The sequence below is a fragment of the Actinomyces sp. oral taxon 849 str. F0330 genome (assembly GCF_000239715.1).
GTDB lineage: Bacteria > Actinomycetota > Actinomycetes > Actinomycetales > Actinomycetaceae > Actinomyces > Actinomyces johnsonii.
In genome coordinates this window covers 243869-270665 of the sequence record NZ_JH470350.1, presented here as the reverse complement: position 1 = coordinate 270665, position 26797 = coordinate 243869, and the positions used below count along the sequence as shown (strand labels likewise).

The window sequence follows — 26797 nt, the reverse complement described above, 5'->3', positions numbered from 1 at the left end:
CGCGCGCCCACGACGTAGACTCGCGGCCGAACCGGGGTGCACCAGTACAGCGCCCCATACCGATGCAAGAGGAGACGAGCCCGTGTCAGACAAGCCCACGATCGATATCACCCTCGACGGCGCACCGCGCACCATCGAGGCGGGCACCACGGGAACGCTCCTCCTGCAGGACGCCGTCAAGAAGGACGGCGTCGTCGCGATGCGCGTCAACGGCGAGCCCTGGGACCTGGACCGCCAGGTCCCGGCAGGCGCCGTCGTCGAGCCCATCACCCTGTCCAGCGAGGACGGCCTGAACATCCTGCGCCACAGTGCCACCCACGTCATGGCGCAGGCCGTTCAGGAGATGTTCCCGGGGGTCGATCTCGGCATCGGCCCCTTCATCACTGACGGCTTCTACTACGACTTCGGCGCCATCGACGCCGTCACCCCCGAGATGCTGCGCGAGATCGAGAAGCGCATGAAGCGGATCGTCAAGGAGGGGCAGCGCTTCGTGCGCCGCGACATCACCGAGGCCGAGGGGCGCGAGGAGCTGGCGGACCAGCCCTACAAGCTCGAGCTCATCACCACCAAGGGCGCGGGCGCCGAGGGCGCCTCGGTCGAGGTCGGTGCCGGAGGGCTGACCATGTACGACAACGTCCGGCGCGACGGGAGCCTCGCCTGGACGGACCTGTGCCGTGGCCCCCACCTGCCCTCGACCCGTCTGATCGGGCAGGGCTTCGCACTGACCAAGTCCTCATCGGCCTACTGGAAGGGCGACCAGTCCGGCGACTCCCTCCAGCGCATCTACGGCACCGCCTGGGCCAGCAAGGACGACCTCAAGGCCTATCAGACCCGTCTGGCCGAGGCCGCCAGGCGCGACCACCGCAAGCTCGGCGCTGAGCTCGACCTCTACTCCTTTCCCGAGGAGATCGGCCCCGGCCTGGTGGTCTTCCACCCCAAGGGCGCCATGCTGCGCCACCAGATCGAGCAGTACGTCGTCGATCGCCACATGGATTACGGCTTCGACTTCGTCCACACCCCCGAGATCTCCAAGGGCGGGCTCTTCCACACCTCGGGTCACCTGCCCTACTACGCCGACACCATGTTCCCGCCAATGCTCGCCGACGAGGAGCGCGACGGACAGGGCAACATCACCAAGGCGGGCCAGGAGTACTACCTCAAGGCCATGAACTGCCCGATGCACAACCTCATCTTCCGCTCCCGGGGCCGCTCCTACCGCGAGCTGCCGCTGCGCTTCTTCGAGATGGGGCACGACTATCGCTACGAGAAGTCTGGCGTCGTCCACGGGCTGACCCGCATGCGCGGCTTCACCCAGGACGACTCGCACACCTACTGCACCCCTGAGCAGGCCGGTGAGGAGATCCGCGCTCAGATCGACTTCTTCCTGTCCATCCTCAAGGCCTTCGGACTGACCGATTTCTACCTCGAGCTGTCCACCCGCGACGAGGACGGCGCCAAGAAAGACAAGTTCATCGGCTCCGACGCCGACTGGGCCGCCGCCACGCAGGCCCTTCAGGACGCCTGCGACGCCTCCGGGCTCGAAGTCGTCCCTGACCCCGGCGGCGCCGCCTTCTACGGCCCCAAGGTCTCGGTGCAGGTCAAGGACGCGATCGGCCGGACCTGGCAGATGTCCACCATCCAGTACGACTTCAACCAGCCCGAGCGCTTCGACCTGGAGTACACGGCCGCCGACGGCACCCACCAGCGCCCCATCATGATCCACTCGGCCAAATTGGGCAGCGTGGAGCGCTTCATCGGGGTGCTCACCGAACACTACGCGGGCGCCTTTCCCGCCTGGCTCTCCCCGGTGCAGGTCCGCCTCATCCCCGTCGCCGAGGCCTTCGACGCCTACGTCGACGACGTCGCCGCTCAGCTACGCACCCGGGGGGTGCGCGTCGAGGTGGACCACTCCGACGACCGCTTCGGCAAGAAGATCCGCAACGCCTCCAAGGACAAGATCCCCTTCACCCTCATCGCCGGTGGAGAGGACGCCGAGGCCGGTGCTGTCTCCTTCCGGTTCCGCGACGGCGAGCAGACCAACGGCGTGCCCGTCAAGGAGGCCGTGGCGCACATCGTCGGCGTCATCGACGCCCGTATCAACGACTCGGCGGGGGAGAAGCTGCACAGTGACAGGTGAGACGACTGACGACGCGACTGTCGGAAACAATGTTCAGGCCGAAGCGCCTTTCTACCACGAGGGCGCTCCGCAGGCCTTCCAGCGCCTGTGGACCCCGCACCGCATGGTCTACATCGGAGGCCAGAACAAGCCCTCGGACAACACCCCCGCCCAGTGCCCCTTCTGCACGGGACCGGAACGCGGCGACGAGGAGTCGCTCATCGTCCACCGGGGGCGGACCGGCTACGTCATCATGAACCTCTACCCCTACAACACCGGCCACCTGCTGGTGTGCCCCTACCGGCACATCTCCGACTGGACCGAGGCCACCGTGGCCGAAAGGGAGGAGATCGGCGAGCTGACCGCCACGGCCATGAGCGTCGTGCGCTCGGTGAGTCACCCCCACGGCTTCAACCTGGGCATGAACCAGGGCGAGGTGGCCGGCGCGGGGATCGCCGCACACCTCCACCAGCACATCGTGCCGCGCTGGAAGGGAGACGCCAACTTCATGCCCATCATCGGGCGGAGCAAACCCGTGCCCCAGCTGCTCGGCGAGCAGCGGGACATGCTCGCCTCCGCCTGGGCCATCCATGTTCAGGAGCCTGGGGACTGATACCCCTGGCCCGCTTCGACGATCACCGTCATGCTGAGCGCATCAGTGCCCGTCCCAGCGCGTCTCAACGATCGTCTCCCTGACTCCGTCACCCGAGATCTAAGGACCCCATGCTCGGCAACCACGGCCGCGGTTTGACCAAGGCCCTGTTCACCCGCCCCGCGCTGGCGCTCGGCCGGCTCGGGGTGACTCCCAACATGCTCACCGTCACCGGGACGGTCCTGTCGGTGACGGCGGCGGTCACCCTGCTGCCCCGAGGACACTTCGTGGCCGGGCCGCTCGTCCTGCTCGTGGTACTAGCGGCGGACTCCTTCGACGGCATCCTGGCCCGCGCCACCGGTGAGAGCTCGGTCTTCGGCGCCTTCCTCGACTCCACCATGGACCGTCTGGCCGACGGCGCCGTCCTGGGCTCCCTGGCGGCCTGGGCCGCACTGACCATGCCGGCCGGCACGCTTCGCGCCGTTACGGTGGTCGCCGCTCTGGCGGCGATCGTCCTGGGCGCCACCGTCCCCTACGTCCGGGCGCGGGCCGAGTCCATCGGAGCCACCGCCAAGGTGGGGATCGCCGAGCGCACCGACCGGCTCCTCGTGGCCCTCGGCGCCACCTTCATCGTGGGACTGGGAGCGCCGCAGTGGTTACTCGCCGGCGCACTCATCTACGTGGCGATCGCCTCCTTCATCACCGTGGTTCAGCGCGTATGGACCGTCTACCAGCAGACACTACTGAAGGCGGGCGAGCCCGCATGAGGATGCGCCTGCCCACGGTTTCCGACGCCTACCGCCTGGCCTGGCGCGGTACGCGCCGCCTGCCCGCGCCCTTGGGATACGGTCTGGCGCACACGGTCGCAGACGCCCTGTGGGCATGGCACCGCCTCCGGCGCACCACCACCGGTGTCGGACAGCTCGAGCGCAACCTGTCCCGCATCCTTCCCCCGGGAACGCCACCGCGCTCGCTCCACCGGACGTCACGCGCGGGGATGCGCTCATACATGCGCTACTTCTACGAGGCCTTCGCCCTGCCCGGAATGACCCAGGACCAGGTACTCGCCCGCGTACGTGCCGACGTCGACCCTCAGCTCTATGACGACGTACGCGCCGGCAGCATCGTCATGGCGCTGCCGCACATGGGCAATTGGGACCTCGTCGGCGCCTGGGCCTGCCGCGAGCTCGCCACCGTCCTGACCGTCGCCGAGCGCCTCGAGCCCGACGACCTCTTCGACCAGTTCGTCGCCTTCCGGGAGGGACTGGGGATGCGGATCATCGGCCAGGCCCACGGGGAAAAGGTCTTCGACCGTCTCCTTGAGACTGCGGGCCAAGGCCACTACGTCATCGCCCTGCTGGCCGACCGGGACCTGTCATCAGCCGGAATCACCGCGCAGCTAGGCGGGGCCACCGCCCGAGTGGCGGCCGGGCCCGCGGCGATCGCACAGCGCCTGGACCTCCCCCTGTACGCCGTATCGATCCACTACGACGCCCCTGTCGGGCGAGCGCCGTCGTCGGGCGGCCTCGCCGTGGGGACTCGTCCTGACCGCCAGCCCTGTCCCGGCACCGCAGGGGCCGAAGGGACGCGAGCGGGTCGTGGCGCACACCCGCGCCTGGGTCGCCGAGCTGGGACCGTCGATCGCCGAGCACGCGGCGGACTGGCACATGCTTCAACCCGTCTTCGATGCGGACCTGGACCAGGACCGCCTTGCCCGCAGCCACGCCCGCGAGCAGCAGGAGCACCCATGAGGATCGGCATCGTCTGCCCCTATTCCCTCGACGCTCACGGAGGCGTCCAAGTCCACGTCATGGACCTGGCCGGTGAGCTCTTCCGGCGAGGGCACGAAGTCCAAGTCCTGGCGCCCGCCTCTCAGGACACCGACCTGCCGGACTGGGTGACCAGCGCCGGGGACTCCATAGCCATCCCCTACAACGGCTCGGTGGCGCGGCTCAACTTCGGTGCACTCGTCGCCAGGCGGGCCAGGCGCTGGCTGGAGGCCGGTGACTTCGACATCCTCCACATCCACGAGCCCATCACACCCAGTGTCGGAATGCTGACCCTCCAGGCCGCCGGCGGCCCGATCGTGGGCACCTTCCATGCAGCCATGGACCGCTCGCTCACCCGCGAGCTGCTGAGCCCGGCGACGGTGCCGCTCATGGAGAAACTCTCCGCCCGCATCGCCGTCTCGGAGGAGGCCCGACGCACCCTCATCCAGTACCACGGCGGCGACGCCGTCGTCATCCCCAATGGGGTCAATGTCTCCCCCTTCTCCAACGCGCCCAAGGACGACCCCCGGTTCCTGGGAACGGACGACGCCCCCACCATCTCCTTCCTGGGACGCCTCGACGAGCCCCGAAAGGGGCTGCGGGTCCTGGCCGACGCCATCCCCACGGTGCTGACGTCCGTTCCGGGCGCCCGCTTCCTCATCGCCGGCCGCGGGCAGGCCCAGGAGATCCGCGACGAGCTCGCCCGCTTCGGCGACTCAGTGGTCTTCCTGGGGGGAGTCAGCGATCAGGACAAGGCCGCCATGCTGGCCTCGGCCACCTGCTACGTGGCCCCGCAGACCGGTGGGGAGTCCTTCGGCATCGTCCTGGTGGAGGCCATGGCCGCGGGCACCCGGGTCATCGCCTCCGACCTCAAGGCCTTCTCAGACGTACTCGCCGAAGGCCGCTACGGGGCGCTGTTCCGCAACGAGGATGGGGAGGACCTGGCCCGGGTCATCATCGATACCCTGCAGGACGCCCCAGCCGCTCAGGCCCGTCAGGAGGCAGCCTCCCAGGTCGTCGGGCGATATGACTGGTCCACGGTCACCGACCAGGTCCTCGACGTCTACGACATGGCCCTGTCCACCGCCCACACCCGGGTGGCGCCGGCGCCCGGTTCACGTACGATGCTGGGCCGACTGCGCGACGCCCTGGACGACTAGCATCCGCGGCGGGCGCGGGATCGTGCGACGGACGAACGATGACGACCGGCGAAGACCATCTCAGGAGTGATGAAGGACCGACAATGACAGCCATGACAGAAGCGATCGGCCTGCCCGCAGGCACGACTGCGGCCCTCGCGGCGCAGTCCTCCACGACGCCTGCCGCAACGGTGCCGGTGTGGAGCGTCGTCGTGCTGCTCGTCGGACTGGCCGCAGTCATCGGATGGGCCCTGTACGTCAGGGCGGTGAGAGTGGACCGACTGCACCGTCAGGTCCTGGGCTCACGGGCGACTCTGGAGGCCCAGCTCGTCCACCGGGCCGAGGCTGCAGCGGACCTGGCCACCACCCGTGCCCTGGACCCGGCCTCCAGCCTGCTATTAGCACAGGCCGCCCGCGAGGCGCTGGACGCCGAGGGTCCCATCGTCGACGACGGCCTGGACCCCTCTCCGCGCCTCGACGCCGCGCCCGTCAACGGCGCTGCCGGCGGCGTCACGCCGACCACCCGCAGTCGGGCCCTCATCGAGTCCGACCTCAGCCGGGTCCTGCGCACGGTGGTCTGCGAGTCCGCCCGCCGAGATCTCACCGAGGACCCGTTGAGCGCGCCCGCGCTCGGCCGACTCGACCGGGCCTGCTCCCGCCTGGTCCTGGCACGCAGGTTCCACAATACCCATGTCAGCGAGGCCCAGGCATTACGGGGCAGACTGCTCGTCCGAGTGTGTCATCTGGCCGGGCGCGCCCCCATGCCCCAGACCTTCGACGCCGACGACGACACCACCCCCGAGGTGCAGCCGGCCCACGACGACCAGGCGCAATCGAGGTGAACTGATGAGTACGACTCCCAGCCCCTGGGCACCCCGCCCCGGATACCATCGCTCAAACGGACTGCCCCAGCCCTCCACGGCTCCCAGCGCGCTTCCCGGGACGGGACAGCGCTACCAGGTCCACCGGGAGAGCGCGCCCTTCGCTCCGGAGGGACAAGCCGGTCCGCAGGCCGTGCCTGCCTGGACCCGCCCAGGTCCGCACTCCGCGAGAAGAACGGGCGAGTTCATCGCACGTCTGGTTCTCGCACTATTCGGCGCCGTCCTCATGATCGGCGTCATCTGGATCGCCTCCCAGTCGGCCTCGGACTCCTCCGTGCTGTCCACGGCGATTCTCCTGGCGCTCGTCCCCCTGGGGCTCGTGCTCGTCGTCGTGTTCTGGATCGACCGCTGGGAGCCCGAGCCGCTTCCCACTCTTATCGTCGCCTTCCTATGGGGGGCCGGTGTGGCCACCGCCATCTCCATGCTGGTCAACACCACGGTGCTCTACGCCGCGGCCGAGTCGACGCTCAGCCTGGAAGGGGCCTTCCAGATCTCGGCCGTGGTCTCGGCGCCGCTCATCGAGGAGACCACCAAGGGGCTCGGCGTCCTCATCATCTTCCTCATCTGGAGACGTACCTTCAACGGGGCCGTCGACGGGCTCGTTTACGCCTCCGTCATCGCTGCAGGCTTCGCCTTCGCCGAGAACATCGGCTATTTCATCAGGTTCTGGGACTCCATCACCAGTATCTTCATCGTCAGGGGCCTGTTCTCGCCCTTCGCCCACGTGACCTTCACCGCCTGCACGGGGTTAGCAATCGGCATGTCCGCAAGGCGCCGTTCGCCGGCGGCCTGGGTCTGGATGACCCCGATCGGCCTGGTCTGCGCGATCACCCTCCACGCCATCTGGAACGGAGTCATCGCAGCCAGCGGAAACCCCTTCGCGATGTTCATCCTGGTGAGCCTTCCGATCTTCATCGTCTGCATGGGGATCGTGGCGTGGCTGCGCTGGGCCGAACGCATGACCATGCGCAACAGGCTCGACGACTACGCCCGCGCAGGCTGGTTCGCACCGGCCGAGGTCCAGATGCTCACCACAGGCGGAGGGCGGAAGGCGGGCAAACGCTGGGCCACCACCCGGGGGCCGCAGGCGGCATACGCGATGAGGGTCTTCCAGAAGAGCTCCGCAGAGCTCGCACAGCTGCGTCAGCAGGCCGTGGACGGCCACGCCCAAGGCGATTTCTCCATCAGGGAGACCGAGCTGCTCGACCGCATCACCTCGGCGCGCCGCACCTTCATCGGCGCCGAGTAGGAGCCGTGAAGGCGCCCGCAGACGGTCCGGGTCTCACAGCACGAGCGTCTCGGGCCGCCTGCGGACCGAGGAGTAGCATGCGCAGTGTCAGCATCTTTTCACGGAGCCGTCGGCCCCGCCCCGGCGCGGATGACGACGGCCCACGAACCGAGGACCACGATTGAGCACAGAGCAGACCACCCCCAGCACCGGCACCCTCACCGTCAAGCGCGGCATGGCGGACATGCTCAAAGGCGGCGTCATCATGGACGTCGTCACCCCCGAGCAGGCCCGGATCGCCCAGGACGCGGGAGCGGTCGCCGTCATGGCCCTCGAGCGCGTCCCCGCCGACATCCGCGCCCAGGGAGGCGTGGCCCGCATGAGCGACCCTGACCTCATCACGGGCATCATCGAGGCGGTCTCCATCCCGGTCATGGCCAAGGCCCGCATCGGCCACTTCGTGGAGGCCCAGGTGCTCGAGAGCCTTGGCGTGGACTACATCGACGAGTCCGAGGTCCTCACCCCCGCCGACTACGCCCACCACATCGACAAGCAGTCCTTCACCGTCCCCTTCGTCTGCGGGGCCACCAACCTGGGCGAGGCGCTGCGACGCATCACCGAGGGCGCGGCCATGATCCGCTCCAAGGGGGAGGCCGGTACCGGGGACGTCTCCAACGCCGTGACCCACATGCGCACGATCCGCGACGAAATCCGTCGCCTGACCTCATTGCCCCAGGACGAGCTCTACATGGCCGCCAAGGAACTGGCCGCCCCCTACGAGCTCGTCGCCGAGGTCGCCCGCACCGGGCACCTGCCCGTCGTCCTGTTCACCGCCGGTGGCATCGCCACCCCGGCCGACGCCGCCATGATGATGCAGATGGGCGCTGAGGGCGTATTCGTGGGCTCGGGCATCTTCAAGTCCGGAGATCCCGCCAAGCGCGCCGCCGCCATCGTGCGCGCCACCGCCCAGTTCGACGCCCCCGACGTCATCGCCGAGGTCTCGCGCGGCCTGGGGGAGGCCATGGTCGGGATCAACGTCGACGAGCTGCCTGAACCCCACCGTCTGGCGGAACGCGGCTGGTGACTGGCGCACCGGGCAGTATCGATCGCGCCACCGATCGCCGCACCGAGCGCACTGACGGAGCGGGCACTCCTGCGGTCCCCGGACGGCTGACCTCCGACGGCCGTCACCCGGTACTGGTCCCCGAGGACTGGGACCAGTACCTCAACGCCTCCGAGTGGAGTCTGGGAGGCGACGGCCTGCCCTTCAGGACGGCCGCGCGGGTCCTGGTCGTCACCCGGAAGGCGGACATGCTGCTTCTGGTAGGTCACGACGCCGCCGACCCGGATCACACCTGGGTCTTCACTCCGGGAGGCGGGCTCCGACCCGGCGAGGACCCGCGCGCCGGAGCCGTGCGCGAACTGGCCGAGGAGTCCGGGATCGACGTCGCTCCCTCAGATCTCGAGGGTCCCGTCGCCCACCGGGAGGCGGTCTTCCGCTTCGCCACCGTCACCTGCCGACAGGACGAGATCTTCTTCCTCCTGCGCCTGCCCGCCAGGTGCCCCGTCGACAGGGAGAGCTGGACCGACCTGGAGCGCGACGTCGTCGACTCCATCGCGTGGTGGAGCCCCCATGATTTGCGGGTCGCCCAGGAGTCGGGCCGGGAGATCTACCCGGTGCGCCTGCCCGCGCTCGCGGAGGAGCTGGCCGCCGGCTGGAGCGGCGAGCCGATCGACTTCACCGATCCGATGGACGCCGACATCCTGACCGAGCTCACCGTCTCCCGCCCAAACGTTCCGTCCCAACCCGCCCAAGGCTGCAGATGACTAGCCCGAACCGCTCCCACCGCCTGGCCCACACGATGGACGCGCGCCATCCACGGGCGCTCTTCCCCGCACCCGCGCCCGCCGACTCCCGCCCCACGATCGGTGTCCTGGCGCTCCAGGGCGACGTGCGCGAGCACTGTCTGGCCCTCGAGGCGGCGGGCGCGCGCCCCGTCGTCGTACGCCGCGCCGCCGACCTGGGCAGCACCCCCGGCGACCGGCTCGACGGCCTGGTGATCCCTGGTGGGGAGTCGACGACGATGAGCACTCTGCTGACCTCCTTCGCCATGCTTGAGCCCCTGCGCACGCTGATCGGTGCGGGTCTGCCCGCCTACGGATCGTGCGCCGGGATGATCATGCTGGCCGATCGGGTCGAGGGGGCGCAGGAGGGCCAGGCCTTCCTGGGCGGCATCGACATGACCGTGCGCCGCAATGCCTTCGGACGCCAGATCGACTCCTACGAAGAGGACCTCATCGCCCCGGCGCTGGGCGCGGGGCGGGACCAGCCCCTGCACGCCGTCTTCATCCGGGCCCCCTGGGTGGAGGAGGTGGGCCAAGGCGTCGAGATTCTCGCCACGACCCGCGCGGGACGAGCGGCTGGGGTCAGAGGTGTCGACGGCGGTAGGATCGTCGCGGTTCGTCAAGGTGCCCTGCTCGCCACGTCCTTCCACCCGGAGGTCGGAGGCGACCATCGGGTCCACGACGTCTTCGTCTCCATGGTGACGCGCCGGGTCTGAGTACCGCCTGGCTGCGCCCTCATCATCGACTCCCAAGGAGCACATATGTCGGGTCACTCCAAGTGGGCCACCACCAAGCACAAGAAGGCCGCCATCGACGCCAAGCGCGGCAAGCTCTTCGCGCGCCTCATCAAGAACATTGAGGTCGCCGCCCGCACCGGCGGCGGTGACCCGACCGGCAACCCCACCCTGTTCGACGCCATCCAGAAGGCCAAGAAGAACTCCGTCCCGGCCGACAACATCACCCGCGCCGTCAAACGGGGCAGCGGTGAGGAGGCCGGCGGCGCCGACTGGCAGACCATCATGTACGAGGGCTACGGCCCCGGCGGCGTCGCCTTCCTTGTCGAGTGCCTCACGGACAACCGCAACCGGGCCGCCTCCGACGTGCGCGTGGCCTTTTCCCGCAACGGCGGCAACCTGGCCGATCCCGGATCGGTGGCCTACAACTTCACCCGCAAGGGCGTCGTCGAGGTCGCCAAGGCCGACGGCGTGGATGAGGACTCCATTCTCATGGCCGTTCTGGACGCCGGAGCCGAGGAGGTCGAGGACATGGGGGAGTCCTTCGAGATCTACTCCGAGCCCGGTGACATCGTCGCCGTGCGCACCGCTCTGACGGACGCCGGCATGGACTACGACTCCGCCGAAGTCCAGTTCGTCGCCGGCACCAAGGTTGAGGTCGACGTCGACGGCGCGCGCAAGGTCTTCCGCCTCATCGACGCGCTGGAGGACTCCGACGACGTCCAGAACGTCTACACCTCCGTGGACCTCAGCCCCGAGGTCGCCGCCGAATTCGCCACCGACGAGGACTGAGCCCCTGAGCACCACCGGCTCGCGGGCGCGATCGGCTCACGCCGTCGTCGCCCAGCAGCGGGTCCTGGGGATCGACCCCGGGCTCACCCGCTGCGGTCTGGGATGCGTCGACGTCGATCCCCGTCGCCGGGCCCGCCTGGTGGAGGTCGGCGTCGTGCGCACCCCGCCCTCGCAGAGCCCCGAGCTGCGGCTGCTGACCATCACCGAGGCCATCGAGGACTGGATCGCCCGCCTGGGGCCCTCGGTGGTCTCCATCGAACGGGTCTTCGCCCAGGACAATCTGCGCTCCGTCATTGGGGTCGCCCAGGTCATGGGCACCGCCATGGCCGCCGCGGCGCGCGCGGGACTGGAGGTCGCCCAGCACACCCCCAGTGAGGCCAAGGCCGCCGTCACCGGTTCGGGAACTGCGGACAAGGCCCAGGTCCAGGCCATGGTCACCCGCATCCTCGGTCTCGACGCGCCGCCCCGGCCGGCCGATGCCGCCGACGCTCTCGCCCAGGCGATCTGCCACGGCTGGCGCGGTGGCGGAACGGGGACGGACGACGCCACCGAGATGGTCTCCGCAGGGGGAGCGGTGCGCGTCTCCGCACGCACTCCTGCTCAGCGTCAGTGGGCCGCTGCCCAGGCCGCCGCCCGTCGGACCGGCGCCGTCGACCCGCGGCGGATGCGGCGCTGACGGCGTCGGCGACGAAGGGCTGCTAGGATGCGAACAGTTGTTCGAGTCGCATTCCCGTATGTCTGAGTCCGCCCGAGTCCGGCCGACTCTCTGAGAACGTCCAGGAGAAGCTGCCCATGATCGCCTCGCTGCGCGGCACTGTCCTCAGTGTCGGTCTGACCGGTGCCGTCATCGAGACCGGCGGTGTCGGCATGAGCATCCAGGCCACGCCCACGACGCTGTCCGGCCTCAGGGTTGGCGAGGAGACCCTCATTCACACCGACATGGTCGTCCGCGAGGACTCGCTGACGCTGTTCGGGTTCGCCGACGCTGACGAGCGCGACAGCTTCCGTACGCTTATGAGCGCCAAAGGGGTGGGGGCCAAGCTGGCGCTGGCGATGCTGTCCGTCCATACCCCCAACTCGCTCAGACGCGCCATCGCCTCTCAGGACGTCGCGGCCCTCACCAGGGTTCCCGGGCTCGGGCCCAAGGGCGCCCAGCGCGTCATCCTGGACGTGGCGGACAGGCTCGGGCCCGTCACCGGAGACGACCACGATGCCCCGCCGCTCGGTCTGAGGGCCGCAGGCGACGAAGCCCTCGAGACCTCCGCCGACGATACTGCGCCCAATGCCGACGTCGTAGCGGCCCTGGTCCAGCTGGGCTGGAATGAGGCCGGCGCCCGCCAGGCCGTTGCCACCGTCGAGGCGGATTACGCCGAGGCCGGCGAGAGCCCCGATACGGCCGTTCTGCTGCGGGCCTCCTTGAGATGGCTGGGAGGTGGGCACCGTGGCTGAGATGGACGAGGACCGCGGGGGGCGCCTGGTCGGCGGCGGCGCCGATGCCACCGAGCGGGCCGCCGAAGCAGCCCTGCGGCCCAAGCGCTTGGAGGACTTCACCGGCCAGGAGGTGGTGCGCGGCCAGCTCTCGGTGGTCCTGCGCTCCGCCCTGGCTCGCGGCGTGACGGCCGACCACGTTCTGCTCTCCGGACCCCCCGGGCTGGGAAAGACCACCCTGGCCATGATCATCGCCGCCGAGGTGGACGGTTCCCTGCGCCTGACCTCGGGACCCGCCATCCAGCACGCCGGTGACCTTGCCGCCATCCTGTCCTCCCTGGAGGAGGGGGACGTGCTGTTCATCGACGAGATCCACCGACTGGCCCGCACCGCCGAGGAGATGCTCTACCTGGCGATGGAGGATTTCCGCGTCGACATCGTCGTGGGCAAAGGGCCGGGAGCCACCTCCATTCCCCTGTCCCTGCCGCCCTTCACCGTCGTGGGCGCCACCACCCGGGCGGGCCTCCTGCCCGCTCCGCTGAGGGACCGTTTCGGATTCACCGGGCACCTGGACTACTACGGGCCCGGCGAGCTCACCCGGATCCTCGCGCGCAGCGCGGGCCTGCTGGGGGTGAACCTGGATGCGGACGCCGCCAAGGAGCTGGCCTCGCGCTCGCGCGGCACGCCCCGTATCGCCAACCGGCTGCTGCGCCGGGTTCAGGACTGGGCGGAGGTTCACGGGCGGCCCGGCCACCTCGACCTGACGGCCGCCCGCGGCGCCCTGGATGTCTTCGAGGTCGACGCCCTGGGGCTGGACCGACTGGACCGCCAGGTGCTCGACGCCCTGTGCACCCGCTTCGGGGGCGGACCCGTGGGACTGACGACGCTGGCGGTCAGCGTGGGGGAGGAGCCGGAGACCGTCGAGACCGTGGCCGAGCCCTATCTGGTGCGTGAGGGTCTGGTAGTGCGCACCCCGCGGGGAAGGGCGGCCACTGCGGCGGCCTATACCCACCTGGGCCTCGAGCCTCCTACAGATGGAGCATTGTTCTTCTGATTGGCCGCCGGGTACTGTCATCATTTCGTGACCGGTTGGTACCCAGTTGTGCCCGATCACTCGCCAGTGGTAGGTAACGCTCTTGCCTACGTGTCTTAGACTCGCCACCGCCGGCCTGTGTCAGTCGTGGGTCCGCATCAACCGAGACTGCCTAGTCGAAACGGAGAAGCCTCCATGCCGCAGCATTTCCTCTGGATCCTACTCATCGGGATGCTCCTGATGATGTGGTTCGTCAGTCGTAGGCAGCGCGCGATGCAGGAGGAGCAGCAGCGCCGCACCGAGAAGGGCCTGGTGCCCGGCAACTGGGTGCGCACCATCGGCGGCTTCTACGGCACGGTCGTGGAGGTCGACGGCGACGTGGTCACCCTGGCCACGCCCTTGGGCGACGAGACCCTGTGGAGCAAGCGGGCCATCGCCGCCATCGAGGAGCCCCCCTTCGGCTCGGCCAGTGCTCAGGTGGAACCTGAGGACGACGACGCCGAGCAGGACGACGGTGCTCGCGAGTCCGAGCAGGACGCGGCCGAGCCGCATCCCTGATATCTCGCCGGCCGGCGCAGGGCACCCGGATCGGCAAGTCGCGATTCGACGAGCCGATGGCGCCGGCTCCACCGCGCGTCATGGCCCTTTGCGGGCCCGGCTCAGCCGAGCGGCATCATCCTCCCGCGCTGAGTGCACCAAGCCCGGCCCATACCACCGCGGTGCTCAGCAGCACACATACACCCCCATCTTCGCCTTCGGGCCGCGCGCCCGAACACACCCCACCCAGGAAGGGACCACGTGTCCAGCAAGCAGCGAATGCGGCCCGGGCGCCGCCTCCTGATGTTCGTCCTCGTCATCATCATCGGTTTCGGCGCACTGGTGGTGGGAACCATGAGACACAAGGCGTCGCTGACGCCCGGGCTCGCCCTCGACCTCGAGGGCGGTACCCAGATCATTCTGACGCCCACGACGTCGGACGGATCGGCGATCAGCGACAACGATGTTGAGCAGGCCATCGAGGTGATCCGTCAGCGCGTGGACGCCTCCGGCGTCTCCGAGGCCCAGATCTCTCGTCAGGGCGGGCAGAACATCGTGGTCTCGCTGCCCGGAAAGCCCAGCCAGGCAACCTTGGAGCTGGTGCGCACCTCCGCTGTCATGTACTTCCGGCCGGTCATCCGCATTCTGCCGGGCAGTGCCCAGCAGGCGGCGAAGAACATCGCCAGCCAGAACCCCTCCGCCGCTGCAACACCCGCCCCCGCGGATCAGCCCACCGCCCAGGCCCAGCCCGACCCGAACGCCGGCCAAGAGGCCACCCAGCCGGCCGAGGACTCCGCAGACACCGAGGGCGGCTCGAGCGAGGGCGGGCAGACGGCTGGCCAGGAGGGGCAGGACGGCGCTGCCGCCCAAGAGCCCGCCGCCACCTCGCAACCCACCGCCCAGAGCACGGAGCAGCCCAAGACTCCGGAGGAGATCGCCAAGCGGCTGGCGGACGTCAACCAGGACGGCGTCATCTCCTCCGACCCGCTGCCCGCCACCTCCCAGGACAACTCCTCCGACTCCTGGATCACCGAGCAGCTCCTCTACGACGGTTACATGACCGACTGCTCCGACCCGAAGAACCTCACGGGTCAGACGCAGGACCCCAAGGTCGCCGTCATCTCCTGCTCCAAGGACGCCGGATCGCAGCAGCACGGCGCCTACATCCTGGGTCCCGCCGACATCACTGGCACCGAGCTCAAGAGCGCCAACTCCGGTCTGGAGACCGATTCGCGGGGACAGACGACTAACAAGTGGATCGTCTCACTGGCCTTCAACCCCGACGGCACCAAGAAGTTCTCCGAGCTGTCCAAGCGGCTGCTGGCCTACCGCGACCAGGCGACCGCCGCCGGCGCCCAGGGGGCTCAAGGCGCTCAGAACCAGGACAGCCAGGCCAAGGCCCAGTTCGCCATCGTTCTGGACGGTCTGACCATCATGGCCTCAGGCTTCAACTCGGACGTCCACTCGCCGATCACTGACGGCCGCGTCCAGATCACAGGCGGTTTCAACCAGAACCAGGCCAACACGCTGGCCAATCAGCTCTCCTTCGGCTCGCTGCCGCTGAGCTTCACGGTCCAGTCCGAGCAGCAGATCTCCGCCACTCTGGGTACCGAGCAGCTGCGCAACGGCCTGATCGCCGGACTGATCGGGTTCGGACTCATCATCCTCTACCTCGCCTGGCAGTACCGAGGCCTGGCGGTGGTGGCGGTGGCCTCGCTGGTGGTGGCCGCAGCGGGCACCTACCTGGTCATCGCGGCGCTGAGCGCCTCCATGGGCTACCGCCTGTCCCTGGCTGGCGTGGCCGGACTCATCATCTCCATCGGTATCACGGTCGACTCCTTCATCATCTACTTCGAGCGCGTCCGCGATGAGGTGCGTCAGGGACGGACCCTCAAGACGGCGATCGATGAGGGATGGAAGCACGCCAGACGCACGATCCTCGTCTCCGACGCCGTCAACCTCGTGGCCGCGGTCGTGCTCTACTTCCTCGCCGTCGGCGGAGTCCAGGGCTTCGCCTTCACCCTGGGAGTGACCACCTGCGTGGACCTGGCCATCATCATCTTCTTCACCCACCCGTTCATGGAGTGGATCGTCCGCTTCCGCTTCTTCGGCGAGGGGCACCGGCTCTCGGGACTCGATCCCGAGCACCTCGGGGCCACTTCCTCGTCCACCTACGGCAAGGGGCGCGAGGCCATCGCCGACCGCGTGGCGGGTTCCTTGGCGCGTCGCAAGGCCGAGGCCCGCAGGGCCGCCGAGAACCCGGAGAAGGCTGCGGACGACGCCGTCGATGAGGCGGCCGAGCAGGAGGAGGATGACGCGGTCGATGTCACGGCCGACAGCGGAAAGGATGGTGAGACGAAGTGAAGTCTCTCGCGACGCTCGGTAACGAGCTCTACTCGGCCAAGACGTCCATTCCCTTCGTCGGTAAACGCCGGATCTGGTACCTCATCGCCGTCGTCGTCATCGCGGGCTCGGCCGCACTCCTGGCCTTGGTGGGACTCACGCCGGGAATCGATTTCAAAGGCGGTTCGGAGATCACCGTGACGGGTCTGTCCTCGCCCTCGGAGCGCCCCGCCAATGAGGTGCTGTCCAAGGAGGACATGACGGCCGGATCCTCGGTGACGACCATGGGCTCGTCCTCGGTGCGGGTCCAGACCAGCCAGCTGAGCAAGGAACGCCTCGACTCGCTGGCGGGCGAACTCGCCACCGCCTATAAGACCGACGCCTCCAACGTGTCGGCCACGACCGTGGGGCCGACCTGGTCATCCGACGTCACCAAGAAGGCCGCCCGCGGCCTGGTCCTGTTCTTCATCTTCGTCGGTCTGCTCATCTGGGCATACTTCAGAACCTGGAAGATGGCCGTGGCGGCCCTGCTGGCCTTGTGCCACGACATCGTCGTCACAGTGGGCGTATACGCCCTGTCCGGTTTCGAGGTCACTCCGGCCACGATCATCGGTGTGCTGACGATCCTGGGGTACTCCCTCTACGACACGGTGGTGGTCTTCGACAAGATCCGTGAGAACACCGACGGCTTCGAGGCTCAGAGCCGATCCACCTATGCCGAGCTCGCGAACCTGGCGGTCAACCAGACCTTCATCCGCTCGATCAACACCTCTGTGGTCGGTGTGCTCCCGGTTGCCTCACTGCTGGTCGTCGGCGCCTTCATCCTGGGGGCAGGGACTCTGCGCGACATCGCCCTGACCCTGTTCATCGGCATGATCGCCGGTACCCTTTCCTCGATCTTCCTGGCCACCCCGCTGCTGGTGGATCTGCGCTCGCGCGAGAAGGCCATCAAGGATCAGGCCGACAAGGTCGCCGCGGCGCGTCAGCAGCGCCGCGAGGAGGCGGGCGACGATGTCGAGGAACTGGCTAAGATTGACGCGGCCCCTGCCGCCTCGCCTGTCACCCCCGGCCACCATCTCGGTGTGGCGGCTCAGCCCAAGAGGAAGAAGAAGCGCAGATGACGACCACCTCCGCGGCGCACTCCGAGACGGTGCCCGAGTCCCTGACCAGGCTGGTCGTGAGCCACTTGCGGGAGATCCCCGACTTCCCCGAGCCCGGGGTCCTCTTTCGGGACATCACCCCGTTGCTGGCGGACGGAGCGGCCTTCGCCGAACTCGTCGACGGGCTTGCCGACCACTACCGCGGTCGGATCGACGCTGTAGCGGGGCTGGAGTCGCGCGGCTTCATCCTGGCGGCGCCCCTCGCGGTCAGGCTCGGCATCGGGATGATCACCGTGCGCAAGGGCGGCAAGCTCCCCGGCCCGGTCATCGGTGTCGACTACGCCCTCGAGTACGGTTCGGCCCGCATGGAACTGCGCCCCGAGACCGTCACCCGGGGATCACGCGTCCTGGTGATCGACGACGTCCTGGCCACCGGGGGGACGGCCGCGGCCTCCATCTCCCTCATCGAGCAGGCCGGCGCCACGGTGGAGGCCATCTGCATGCTCCTGGAGCTGGCTGACCTTGGTGGCCGGCGTCAGCTTCAGGAGCGCGAGGTCGACTCGATCGTCGTCTTCTGAAATAGCGACATCGCACGAATGTCGGTGACCGTGGCGGGCCTCGGGGCACGGGCCGCTATATGATGCGTCAATGACGGAGACGAAGAGCAGCCCAGGCACGTCAGGTGACAGCGTTGTCCCCGGCTCGCGCGTGCGCAGCCGTCTGGCCTGGTTCGGTTCCCGTGGACACTCCACGCCGGCGGCCATCGAGCCACTGCTGCGCGCCGTGCGCGCCAATCATCCCAAGGCGGACACGAGCCTCATCGTGCGTGCCTACGAAGTCGCCGAGAAGGCCCACGCCGGCCAACGACGCAAGTCCGGGGAACCCTACATCACCCACCCGGTGGCGGTGGCGACGATCCTGGCCGAGCTCGGCATGACGGCCCAGACTCTGGCCGCCGCCGTCCTGCACGACACGGTGGAGGACACCGACTACACCCTTGACCGCCTGCGGGCAGACTTCGGTGACGAGATCACCCTGCTCGTCGACGGCGTCACCAAGCTCGACAAGCTCCAGTACGGTGAGGCCGCCCAGGCCGAGACCGTGCGCAAGATGATCATCGCGATGTCCAAGGACATCCGGGTCCTGGTCATCAAGCTCGGCGACCGCCTCCATAACGCCCGCACCTGGAAGTACGTCTCCGCTCAGAACGCCGCCCGCAAGGCCAAGGAGACCCTGGAGATCTACGCGCCTCTGGCTCACCGCCTGGGAATGAATACGATCAAGTGGGAGCTGGAGGACCGCTCCTTCAAGGCCCTCTATCCGGGCGTGTACGAGGAGATCGAGCATATGGTCGCCGAGCGTGCCCCGGCGCGTGAAGAGTACCTGCGCCAGGTGCGCCTCCAGATCGAGGAAGACCTGCGGGTCAACAAGATCAAAGGGGCCGTCACCGGCAGACCCAAGCACTACTACTCGATCTACCAGAAGATGATCGTACGGGGTAAGGACTTCGACGACATCTACGACCTGGTGGCGGTGCGGGTCATCGTCGACACCGTCCAGGACTGCTACGCGGTGCTCGGCTCCCTGCACTCGCGCTGGACACCCATGAGCGGGCGCTTCAAGGACTACATCGCCGTCCCCAAGTTCAACCTCTACCAATCACTGCACACCACGGTCGTGGGGCCGGGCGGTAAACCGGTGGAGATCCAGATCCGCACTCACGAGATGCACCGAATGGCTGAGTACGGCGTGGCCGCGCACTGGCGCTACAAGGAGGACCCCAATGCCTCGGGTCCCAGCGCCCTGGGCGGCAGGCCCGGCGACTCCGACCAGGGAGACATGGGCTGGCTGCGACAGCTGGTCGACTGGCAGAAGGAGACCCAGGATCCCTCCGAGTTCCTCGACGCCCTGCGCTACGAGATGGCCGGGGACCAGGTCTACGTCTTCACCCCCAAGGGCGATGTCCTGGCCCTGCCCGCGGGGGTGACCCCGGTGGACTTCGCCTACGCCGTCCACACCGAGGTCGGTCACCGCACGGTGGGCGCGCGTGTCAACGGCCGCCTGGTGCCCCTGGACACGCGCCTGGAGAACGGCGACACGGTCGAGGTCTTCACCTCCAAGGCCATCAACGCCGGTCCCTCGCGCGACTGGCTCACTTTCGTCGGTTCCACGCGCGCCCGCAACAAGATCCGCTCCTGGTTCTCCAAGGAGCGCCGTGAGGAGGCCATCGAGGAGGGCAAGGGCGCCATCGCCCGTACTCTGCGCAAGCAGAACCTGCCGATTCAGCGCCTCATGAGCCACGAGACCCTCATGAACGTGGCCAAGACCCTCGACAAGGTCGACATCGACGGCCTCTACGCGGCCGTGGGAGAGGGGCACGTCTCCGCCCAGCACGTCGTGGACACCCTCGTGGCCACCATGGGCGGGGAGGACGGCGCCGAGGAGACCCTCGCAGAGGGGGTCCTCCCCACCCGGGCGACGGCGCACCGGCGTCCGCGCACGGCCGACGCCGGAGTCGTCGTCGCCGGCATGGAGGAGGGCGACATCTACGTCAAACTGGCGCGATGCTGCACCCCCATGCCGGGCGACCCCATCGTCGGATTCATTACCAGGGGCTCGGGCGTCTCGGTGCACCGGGCGGACTGCCAGAACGTCGACCAGCTCCAGCGCGAGCCCGAGCGGCTCATCACCGTCTCCTGGGCGGACCACGCCCAGTCCGCCTACCTGGTGCAGGTGGAGGTGGAGGCTCTCGACCGCGGAGGGCTGCTCGCCGATGTCACCCGGGCACTGGCGGACAGCCACGTCAACCTCGTCAGCGCGAACATCGCGACCAGCCGCGACCGGGTCGTCACCGGGCGGTTCGTCGTCGAGTTGGCGGAGGTCGGCCACCTGGACCATACGCTGGCGGCCCTGCGGCGCATCGACGGCGTCTTCGAGGCGCGTAGGAGCCTGTCCGCAGCCCGGCGCTCCAGTTGACACCCGGGTTCAGGCGCCTGTCCCGAGCACCGGCGGGGTGGCCGCTGAGTATGACGCGCCGGACATGACCGCCTCGATGATGTGCTGCGCCCGTGGACGCCCCCGGCTGGCCGCCCCTTGGCAGTGGTTGAGTGTCAGCAGCAGTCGAACTTGGCTGACCCCGTGATCGCGGGCGGTCATGATGGCCTGGACGGCGGCCACCGGCGGCCCCAGGCGGGCGACGTCGACGGCTGCTCGCGCGATGGTGGCGCAGGGGACGCCGTTGATCACGGTGGTGTCGGAGCGGGGCAGTCTGCCCCGCCTGGTCACCAGGTATGACATCCGGCTTCGGCGACCCCCGGGCAGACACACCTCCAAGGTGTCGGGGGGCGGTCCGCCGACATGCACCCACAGGGCGGTGCTCGCCAGGAGCACGCCCTTGCAGGGCAGAGCGGCGGTAATGGCTCGCAGGCGCCCCTCCTTGGAGCGAAGAAGATCGACCGGTTGCGGTCTTCCCAGAACGCAGACCAGCAGCCGGGAGTCCAGTCCCGCGCACCGCAGCACCTCCATGTCCTGGGGCGGAAGCGCGCCCAGGACGGGGGAGAGGGGACGGGCCGACAGATGAGCCACGGCGGCGTGACCCGGTACCGGAACGAAACGAGTCATATTCCATCGTGGACGTCTCTTGGCCTCCGGCGCCACAGTGAACTGGCCGCCTGTGGATAACCTTGTCATGTGTGCGAGGAATTGCCGCCCCTCACGCGGCGAGAGGCATCAAGGTGGACGACACGCGCCAGGACACCTACCAGCGGAGCAGACGCTGCTGAGGAAGGAGACACAGTGAAGGAATCTCAACAGCGTCATGACGGAGCCGGGAGGCGCGATATAGCAGCCGACACCGCGGTCGACGCCGTGTCCGACGACGCGGACATCGCCATGACGGTCGGTGAGGTTTCAATGCTCCTGGGCATCAGCGTCAGGGCGCTGCACCACTGGGACGAGACCGGTCTGGTGCATCCATCTCGACGCAGTGCCGCCGGCTACCGGCTCTACTGCGAGGCAGACATCATGCGCATCCAGCAGGTCCTCGTCTACCGGCAGACCGGCATGAACTTGGCCGACATCAAGACGGTCCTTGACGAGCCGGAGACGGATGCCATGACGCACCTGCGCCGTCAGCGTGAGCTGGTGCAAGGACAGATCTCCCACCTGCAGCAGATGCTCAGCTCGATCGACATGGTGATGGAGATCCATCAGTCTGGAGCGAGGATCTCTGTAGCTGAGATGGCGGAGATCTGGGGGACCGACTGGGATCCTGTCTATGTTGAGGAGGCTCAGGCCCGGTGGGGTGACACTGAGGACTGGGCAGAGTCCTACCGGCGTAAGGCCCGGATGACGCGCGCCGACTGGGAACGGGCGCACGAGGAGACGGTAGCCCTGGAAACCGCACTGGCCGAGGCGATGCGCAGCGGCGTCGAGCCGGGCAGCCCCGAGGCCAATGCCCTGGCGCGGTGGCATCGCAAGGACTTCAACCGGTGGTTCGAGGTCTCCATCTCCAAGCAGGTGCTCATCGCCCGCGGCTACGTGGCGGACGAACGCTTCGCCCGGTACTACGACAAACGCGCGCCAGGGCTGGCGGCCTGGCTCAAGGACGTTATCGACGCCGGCGCCAGGTCTGAAGGAGTGGACCCCGCGACCGCCACCTGGGAGTAGCAGATCTCCCGACGAGGGACGCCAGGACGAGATACGAGGCGGGGCCGACACCAGTGGGTGGTTGGTGTCGGCCCCGCCTCAGGCGCTCTTTAGGTCTCAGAACTGAGCCGAACGTGCTCGGGTCACGCCTTGGCCGAGCGCAGCACCTGCTCGAGCCAAGCACGGCGGGCCGTCAACGCGGCCTCGGTCTCGGCGATCTTCTTGGCATCGCCTGCAGCCCGGGCAGCAGCCAAATCCTTCTCCAGGCCCGCGATCGCGTCCTGGAGCTGGCCGGCAAGGCCCTCGGCACGGGCCTTGGTCTCCGGGTCGGTACGACGCCACTCGGCGTTCTCCGCCTCGCGAATGGCGTCTTCGACGGCGCGCATACGGCCCTCGATACGGCGCACGGCTCCGCGCGGGACCCGACCGGCCTCCTCCCAGGCGTCCTGAATGGGACGCAGCGCCTTCTTAGCGGCCTTGACATCCTTGATCGGCAGGAGCGCCTCGGCCTTGGCCACCAGCGCCTCCTTGACCTTGAGATTCTCGGCGAACTCGGCGTCGACGGCCTCGTCCTTGGCACGGCGGGCGTCGTAGAAGACCTGCTGCGCGGCCCGGAAGCGGGCCCACAGGGCGTCGTCCTCCTTGCGGGAAGCGCGTCCGGCCTTCTTCCACTCGGCCAGCAGATCACGGTACTTCGCGGAGGTGCCGGCCCAGTCGGTTGAGTTCTGCATCTCCTCGGCGCGCTTGATGAGCGCCTCCTTGGCCGCGCGCACCTGCGCCTGCTTGGCGTCCAGCTCGCTGAAGAACTGGCGGCGGTGACGGTCGAAGGTGGTGCGGGCGTGGGAGAAGCGCTTCCACAGCCCGTCCTCGGTGGGGCGGTCCAGGCGCGGACCGCGCCGCTGCGCCGACTTCCAGGACTCGAGCAGCTCGCGCAGCTCGGTGCCGGAGTTCTTCCACTGCGTGCGGGCCGGATCCTGCTCGGCGATGGCCTCGGCCCGCTCGACGATCGCGGTGCGCTCCTTGAGCGCCTGCTCCTTGGCGGCGGCGCGCTCGGCGGCCACGGCTTCGCGACGCTCGGCGGCCACGGTCTTCAGGGCCGCGAAGCGGGCCCGCAGCCCTTCCAGATCGCCGACGGCGGCGGGTTCGGTGAGGGACTCGGAGATGGATGACAGGGTCGTATCGATCTCACGGACGCTCAACTGGGGCAAACGGGTGGCGAACAGGTCGATGGTCGCCTTGAGGTCCAAGTAGCGGCGCACATAGAAGGCCATGGCTTCGGCGATCGGAGCGTCGGGGAACTGACCGACCTCGCGCTCGGTCCCGCCGTCCTGGACGTAGACCCGGCCCTCGCCGTCCACGCGCCCCCACTTGGCGGCATCCATAGCCTCCTGCGGGTCGACGGCGGGCTCTGCGGGCACTGCGGGAGCCACGGCCGGGGCGGGGACCTCGGCCGGGGTCGGTGTGGCCCCCTCCTGCGAGGTCTCGGTCTCGGGCCTCTGAGTCTCCTCGGCAGGCTGCTCGGTCGGCGCGGGATCCTCGGAAGCCGAAGAGACCGACTCGTCAGAGACGGCCTGCGCGGACTCCTCGGTGGGCCGGTCCGAAGGCTCGCTGGGCTCGGACTCCTTCGGGGCGGCGACGTCGGCCGCTACGTCGGTGGCGGGGGCGGAGCCGGCTTCAGATGCCTGCTCCGCCGGGATGGGCGCTGCCGACTCGTTCAGGTCGGTCGGCCGGTCAGCCTGCTCAGCCTTGGGCTGGTCGTCAGGCCGGTTGTCGGGCTGGTTCCGCTCAGTCACGGGATGCTCCTTCATGGGTTGACGGGGAGGGAGCGGCATGACCGCTCCGTTCCGTTCGCGCCCGGCTCTCAAGCCGGGTGGTGGTGACGTGCCGTCGGAGGACGGCCGTGCCGAGAGTCTACGTTCCTGCGGGCGGCAACCACCATCCCCGGCCCCAATGATTTCAGTTGATTCGTTGACCGCCGATGTCCCTCACGAGCGGGCCGGTGTCGGTTCCCCAGGCCTTGTCGACGGCTGGCGCTGTTAGCATGTGACCATGCTCGCGTGACTCGCCCCTGTGCCCCCACCGCCTCATGCCAAGGACGAGTCATGCCTGCGATCAGTTTCTCCCATGTCAGCTTCTCCTACACCTCCGCCCCCTTGCTGGAGAGCATCAACCTTACGGTCTCCGACGACGAACGCGTCTGCGTCGTCGGCCCCAACGGATCGGGGAAGTCCACGCTCCTGCGCCTGGCCACCGGTGAGCTGTCCCCTGACCACGGGGCTGTCAGCATTCCCGAGCATCATGGCCCGCCGGCGACCGACTCGGCGGATGCAACGTCGATCGAGGGCTACCTCGACGCCGTCTGCGCTGAGACCCTGGACGCGCTTGATCGTTTCGAGCGCATGGGCGAGGCCATTGCCCAGGCCGGAGCTGAAGCCGGCTCCCTCGCTGAGGAATACGACTCGTTACTGACCCGGCTTGAGTCGCTCGACGCCTGGAACCTGCCGGCTCGACGGGCTGAGGCGCTCGCCGGGCTGGGACTGGGGCGCGTGGATACAGGCCGCCTTATCTCCTCCCTGTCGCCGGGGCAACGGGGGAGGCTGGAGATCGCCGCTCTGCTTCTTTCAGCCGGTCAGGCGCTGGTGCTCGACGAGCCCACCAACCACCTGGATGCCGGTAGCAGTAGCTACCTGAGCGAGATGATGGCGTCATGGCCCGGACCGGTCCTGTTCTCCTCTCACGATCGTGCCTTCATCGACGAGGTGGCCACCGCCGTCGTCGACCTTGACACAGCGCCGTGGCAGGCACTCGCCACCGCCTCCGGGGACAGCGGCCCCATGGGTGCCTACCGGTGCACGGGGCGATACAGCGACTACCTCGTGGAGAAGGCGCACGCCAGGTCGTCCCACCACAGTCTTCACCAGCGTCAGCAGGAGCAGCGGCGCAAGCTCGCGCGTCACCGTCGCGCCTCCGAGATCGTTGGGCACAGCGGGGCAGCGCCCCGGACCGAGGCCCGCATAGCCCGGAAGTTCTACGCCGACCGCGCCCAGCGCGTCTCCACCCGGCGCCAGACGCAGGACGACCGCCGGCTGGAGGCGCTCGCCAGTACCGAGGTGCGCAGGCCCCGCTCCTACGACCTGCAGCTGCGTCTGACTGAACCGGCGCCGCGAACAGGGATAGCGGTCTCGGCCCGGTCAGCCGCCGTACCCGGGCGCCTTGCACCGGTCACGGTCGACGTCATGGCAGGCGAGCACCTGCTGGTCACCGGCGCCAATGGGAGCGGCAAGTCCACGCTTCTGACCTGGATGGGTAGGCGGTCAGCACCCACGGAGGACTCCGTCGGCAGCCTCACGGTATCCGGTTCGGTGCTCCGGATACCCCAGCACCTGCCGAATCTCGGCGACCCTGGGGTGGATAAGAACGTGTGGACCAAGGGGATCGGGGACCGTGGCCGGGGAGCTCTGCACCCGCGCCTGTGGAACCATCCCATTAGCGAGCTCTCCGACGGCAACCAGCGCCGCGTTCAGCTGGCCCTGGCCGCTGCTGCTGGGCCTGAGGTGCTTGTCGTCGACGAGCCCACGAACTACCTGGACCTGGACGCCCTCGAGATGCTCGAGGCCGCTCTGAGGACATGGACGGGCACGCTCATCGTCGCCAGCCACGACCGCTGGCTCATTGAGCACTGGTGGGGGCGGCGGCTTCACCTTCGGTGAGCCAGCCGGGTCCTGTGAACCTGAGCAGCTCTTTTACCCGTATTGACACTGTTCCCAGGCGGCCCAAGTAGGCTGGGGGCATGATCTTGGAGCGCACCATCGCACCTGTGTTCGCAGCCAACTGCTACGTGCTGGCCGCGGGCCCGGGTGAGCCCGCCCTCGTCGTCGATCCGGGAGCCGGTTCCGTTCGCGGAGCTCTGGCCCTTCTGCGATCCAACCGCCTCACCCTGGGCGCGATCCTGCTCACCCATGGTCACGCCGACCACGTGTGGGACACCCAGGCCCTCATTGAGGCCGCCCACAGCGAGGGGCTGCTCGCCAGCGACGACACCGTCGACGTGCCGGTCTACATTCCCGAGCCTGACCGGTACCGGCTCGAGGAGCCCGACATCACCACCGGCATCAGCGCCAACGGCATGACCTTCACCGACATGGCCGGCACCCCGTGGAGGCAGCCGGCGGACATCCGCCTCTTCCCCGGAGACGGTTTCTCCCGCGCCGTCGAGCTCGTCCCCGGCATCGCCCTGCGGGCGGTCCCCGCACCGGGCCACTCGGAGGGCTCCACCCTGTTCTTCTTCGAGGCCCGGCTGGTCGACAACGCCCTGCTCTACGAGGCCGAGGTCATCGAGGACGACCCCTGCGCCGTCGAGGAGCACGCCTACCTCATGGCCCTCGATGGTGACGTCATCTTCAAGGGATCCGTGGGTCGTACCGACCTACCCGGCGGAGACCAGGTACAGATGCTCGCAACCCTGCGGTTCCTGGCCACCGCCATCGACCCGGCCACGATCCTGCTGCCCGGGCACGGTGCGGTGACCACCATGGAGCACGAGCACCACGGCAATCCCTACCTCGCCGAGGCCAAGATCCGCGGGGGAGACCTCAAGGCCTGACAAGGTGCGA

Annotated in this window: 23 protein-coding genes and 1 pseudogene; 22 read left to right on the top strand and 2 right to left on the bottom strand. The window is 68.6% G+C overall.

The features are described 5' to 3' along the window. Positions 1 to 82 precede the first annotated feature (82 nt). The 19 genes and pseudogenes from thrS to HMPREF0975_RS04985 all read left to right on the top strand — a co-directional run bounded on the left by thrS (position 83) and on the right by HMPREF0975_RS04985 (position 20513). Positions 83 to 2137 carry a threonine--tRNA ligase gene (gene thrS, locus HMPREF0975_RS05075; RefSeq protein ID WP_009233070.1) on the top strand — a complete coding sequence of 685 codons (2055 nt, stop codon included), beginning with the start codon at positions 83 to 85 and terminating at the stop codon, positions 2135 to 2137. Beyond that, positions 2127 to 2729 carry an HIT family protein gene (locus HMPREF0975_RS05070; protein WP_009233069.1) on the top strand — a complete coding sequence of 201 codons (603 nt, stop codon included), beginning with the start codon at positions 2127 to 2129 and terminating at the stop codon, positions 2727 to 2729. Before thrS ends, HMPREF0975_RS05070 begins: the two co-directional genes overlap by 11 nt. 110 nt (positions 2730 to 2839) lie before the next feature. Beyond that, positions 2840 to 3475: a phosphatidylinositol phosphate synthase gene (gene pgsA, locus HMPREF0975_RS05065; protein ID WP_009233068.1), complete on the top strand. Its 636-nt coding sequence runs from the start codon at positions 2840 to 2842 to the stop codon at positions 3473 to 3475. Next, a pseudogene (locus tag HMPREF0975_RS05060) lies at positions 3472 to 4459 on the top strand (phosphatidylinositol mannoside acyltransferase). The gene pgsA and the pseudogene HMPREF0975_RS05060 overlap by 4 nt, the downstream one beginning before the upstream one ends. Continuing rightward, entirely contained in the window at positions 4456 to 5637 is a 1182-nt protein-coding gene (locus tag HMPREF0975_RS05055; protein ID WP_049939451.1) for a glycosyltransferase family 4 protein, read from the top strand. The pseudogene HMPREF0975_RS05060 and the gene HMPREF0975_RS05055 overlap by 4 nt, the downstream one beginning before the upstream one ends. Positions 5638 to 5720: 83 nt before the next feature. After that, positions 5721 to 6458 carry a hypothetical protein gene (locus HMPREF0975_RS05050; protein WP_009233066.1) on the top strand — a complete coding sequence of 246 codons (738 nt, stop codon included), beginning with the start codon at positions 5721 to 5723 and terminating at the stop codon, positions 6456 to 6458. A gap of 4 nt (positions 6459 to 6462) precedes the next feature. After that, positions 6463 to 7746 carry a PrsW family intramembrane metalloprotease gene (locus HMPREF0975_RS05045; protein ID WP_009233065.1) on the top strand — a complete coding sequence of 428 codons (1284 nt, stop codon included), beginning with the start codon at positions 6463 to 6465 and terminating at the stop codon, positions 7744 to 7746. 160 nt (positions 7747 to 7906) lie between these two features. Then, a complete protein-coding gene (pdxS, locus tag HMPREF0975_RS05040) occupies positions 7907 to 8809 on the top strand; it encodes a pyridoxal 5'-phosphate synthase lyase subunit PdxS (RefSeq protein ID WP_009233064.1) in 903 nt (300 codons plus the stop codon). After that, the gene (locus tag HMPREF0975_RS05035) at positions 8806 to 9552 is read left to right on the top strand and encodes an NUDIX hydrolase (protein WP_009233063.1); all 747 of its coding nucleotides are present in this window, start codon (positions 8806 to 8808) and stop codon (positions 9550 to 9552) included. Before pdxS ends, HMPREF0975_RS05035 begins: the two co-directional genes overlap by 4 nt. Continuing rightward, on the top strand, positions 9549 to 10286 hold the full coding sequence (pdxT, locus tag HMPREF0975_RS05030; RefSeq protein WP_009233062.1) for a pyridoxal 5'-phosphate synthase glutaminase subunit PdxT: 738 nt from the start codon (positions 9549 to 9551) through the stop codon (positions 10284 to 10286). Before HMPREF0975_RS05035 ends, pdxT begins: the two co-directional genes overlap by 4 nt. Positions 10287 to 10331: 45 nt before the next feature. Next, positions 10332 to 11096 carry a YebC/PmpR family DNA-binding transcriptional regulator gene (locus HMPREF0975_RS05025; RefSeq protein ID WP_009233061.1) on the top strand — a complete coding sequence of 255 codons (765 nt, stop codon included), beginning with the start codon at positions 10332 to 10334 and terminating at the stop codon, positions 11094 to 11096. 70 nt (positions 11097 to 11166) lie between these two features. After that, on the top strand, positions 11167 to 11772 hold the full coding sequence (locus HMPREF0975_RS05020; RefSeq protein WP_197274147.1) for a crossover junction endodeoxyribonuclease RuvC: 606 nt from the start codon (positions 11167 to 11169) through the stop codon (positions 11770 to 11772). Between the two features lie 116 nt (positions 11773 to 11888). Next, positions 11889 to 12545, top strand: a complete 657-nt coding sequence (gene ruvA, locus HMPREF0975_RS05015; protein ID WP_009233059.1) for a Holliday junction branch migration protein RuvA — start codon at positions 11889 to 11891, stop codon at positions 12543 to 12545. A gap of 1 nt (position 12546) precedes the next feature. Continuing rightward, entirely contained in the window at positions 12547 to 13578 is a 1032-nt protein-coding gene (gene ruvB / locus HMPREF0975_RS05010; RefSeq protein WP_034473094.1) for a Holliday junction branch migration DNA helicase RuvB, read from the top strand. A 174-nt stretch (positions 13579 to 13752) separates the two neighbouring features. Continuing rightward, on the top strand, positions 13753 to 14115 hold the full coding sequence (gene yajC / locus HMPREF0975_RS05005) for a preprotein translocase subunit YajC (protein WP_009233057.1): 363 nt from the start codon (positions 13753 to 13755) through the stop codon (positions 14113 to 14115). 240 nt (positions 14116 to 14355) lie between these two features. Beyond that, a complete protein-coding gene (gene secD / locus HMPREF0975_RS05000) occupies positions 14356 to 16458 on the top strand; it encodes a protein translocase subunit SecD (RefSeq protein WP_009233056.1) in 2103 nt (700 codons plus the stop codon). Then, entirely contained in the window at positions 16455 to 17558 is a 1104-nt protein-coding gene (gene secF / locus HMPREF0975_RS04995) for a protein translocase subunit SecF (RefSeq protein ID WP_009233055.1), read from the top strand. The genes secD and secF overlap by 4 nt, the downstream gene beginning before the upstream one ends. Then, positions 17555 to 18115, top strand: a complete 561-nt coding sequence (locus HMPREF0975_RS04990; RefSeq protein WP_009233054.1) for an adenine phosphoribosyltransferase — start codon at positions 17555 to 17557, stop codon at positions 18113 to 18115. The genes secF and HMPREF0975_RS04990 overlap by 4 nt, the downstream gene beginning before the upstream one ends. Positions 18116 to 18185: 70 nt before the next feature. Beyond that, positions 18186 to 20513, top strand: a complete 2328-nt coding sequence (locus HMPREF0975_RS04985) for a RelA/SpoT family protein (protein ID WP_009233053.1) — start codon at positions 18186 to 18188, stop codon at positions 20511 to 20513. Positions 20514 to 20522: 9 nt separating this feature from the next. Here the strand turns inward: HMPREF0975_RS04985 and HMPREF0975_RS04980 are convergent, their stop codons facing one another. Continuing rightward, positions 20523 to 21158, bottom strand: coding sequence for a hypothetical protein (locus tag HMPREF0975_RS04980; protein ID WP_009233052.1), 636 nt, complete (start codon positions 21156 to 21158; stop codon positions 20523 to 20525). A 174-nt stretch (positions 21159 to 21332) separates the two neighbouring features. Here HMPREF0975_RS04980 and HMPREF0975_RS04975 point away from each other — a divergent pair, with 174 nt between their 5' ends. Further along, a complete protein-coding gene (locus tag HMPREF0975_RS04975) occupies positions 21333 to 22205 on the top strand; it encodes a MerR family transcriptional regulator (protein ID WP_009233051.1) in 873 nt (290 codons plus the stop codon). A gap of 122 nt (positions 22206 to 22327) precedes the next feature. Here HMPREF0975_RS04975 and HMPREF0975_RS04970 read toward each other — a convergent pair whose 3' ends face one another. Continuing rightward, a complete protein-coding gene (locus HMPREF0975_RS04970; protein WP_021609023.1) occupies positions 22328 to 23992 on the bottom strand; it encodes a DUF349 domain-containing protein in 1665 nt (554 codons plus the stop codon). A 294-nt stretch (positions 23993 to 24286) separates the two neighbouring features. Between HMPREF0975_RS04970 and HMPREF0975_RS04965 the strand changes: the two genes are divergently transcribed. Then, positions 24287 to 25894, top strand: coding sequence for an ABC-F family ATP-binding cassette domain-containing protein (locus tag HMPREF0975_RS04965; protein ID WP_009233049.1), 1608 nt, complete (start codon positions 24287 to 24289; stop codon positions 25892 to 25894). Positions 25895 to 25974: 80 nt separating this feature from the next. Continuing rightward, positions 25975 to 26787, top strand: a complete 813-nt coding sequence (locus tag HMPREF0975_RS04960) for an MBL fold metallo-hydrolase (RefSeq protein WP_009233048.1) — start codon at positions 25975 to 25977, stop codon at positions 26785 to 26787. Positions 26788 to 26797: the final 10 nt, after the last annotated feature.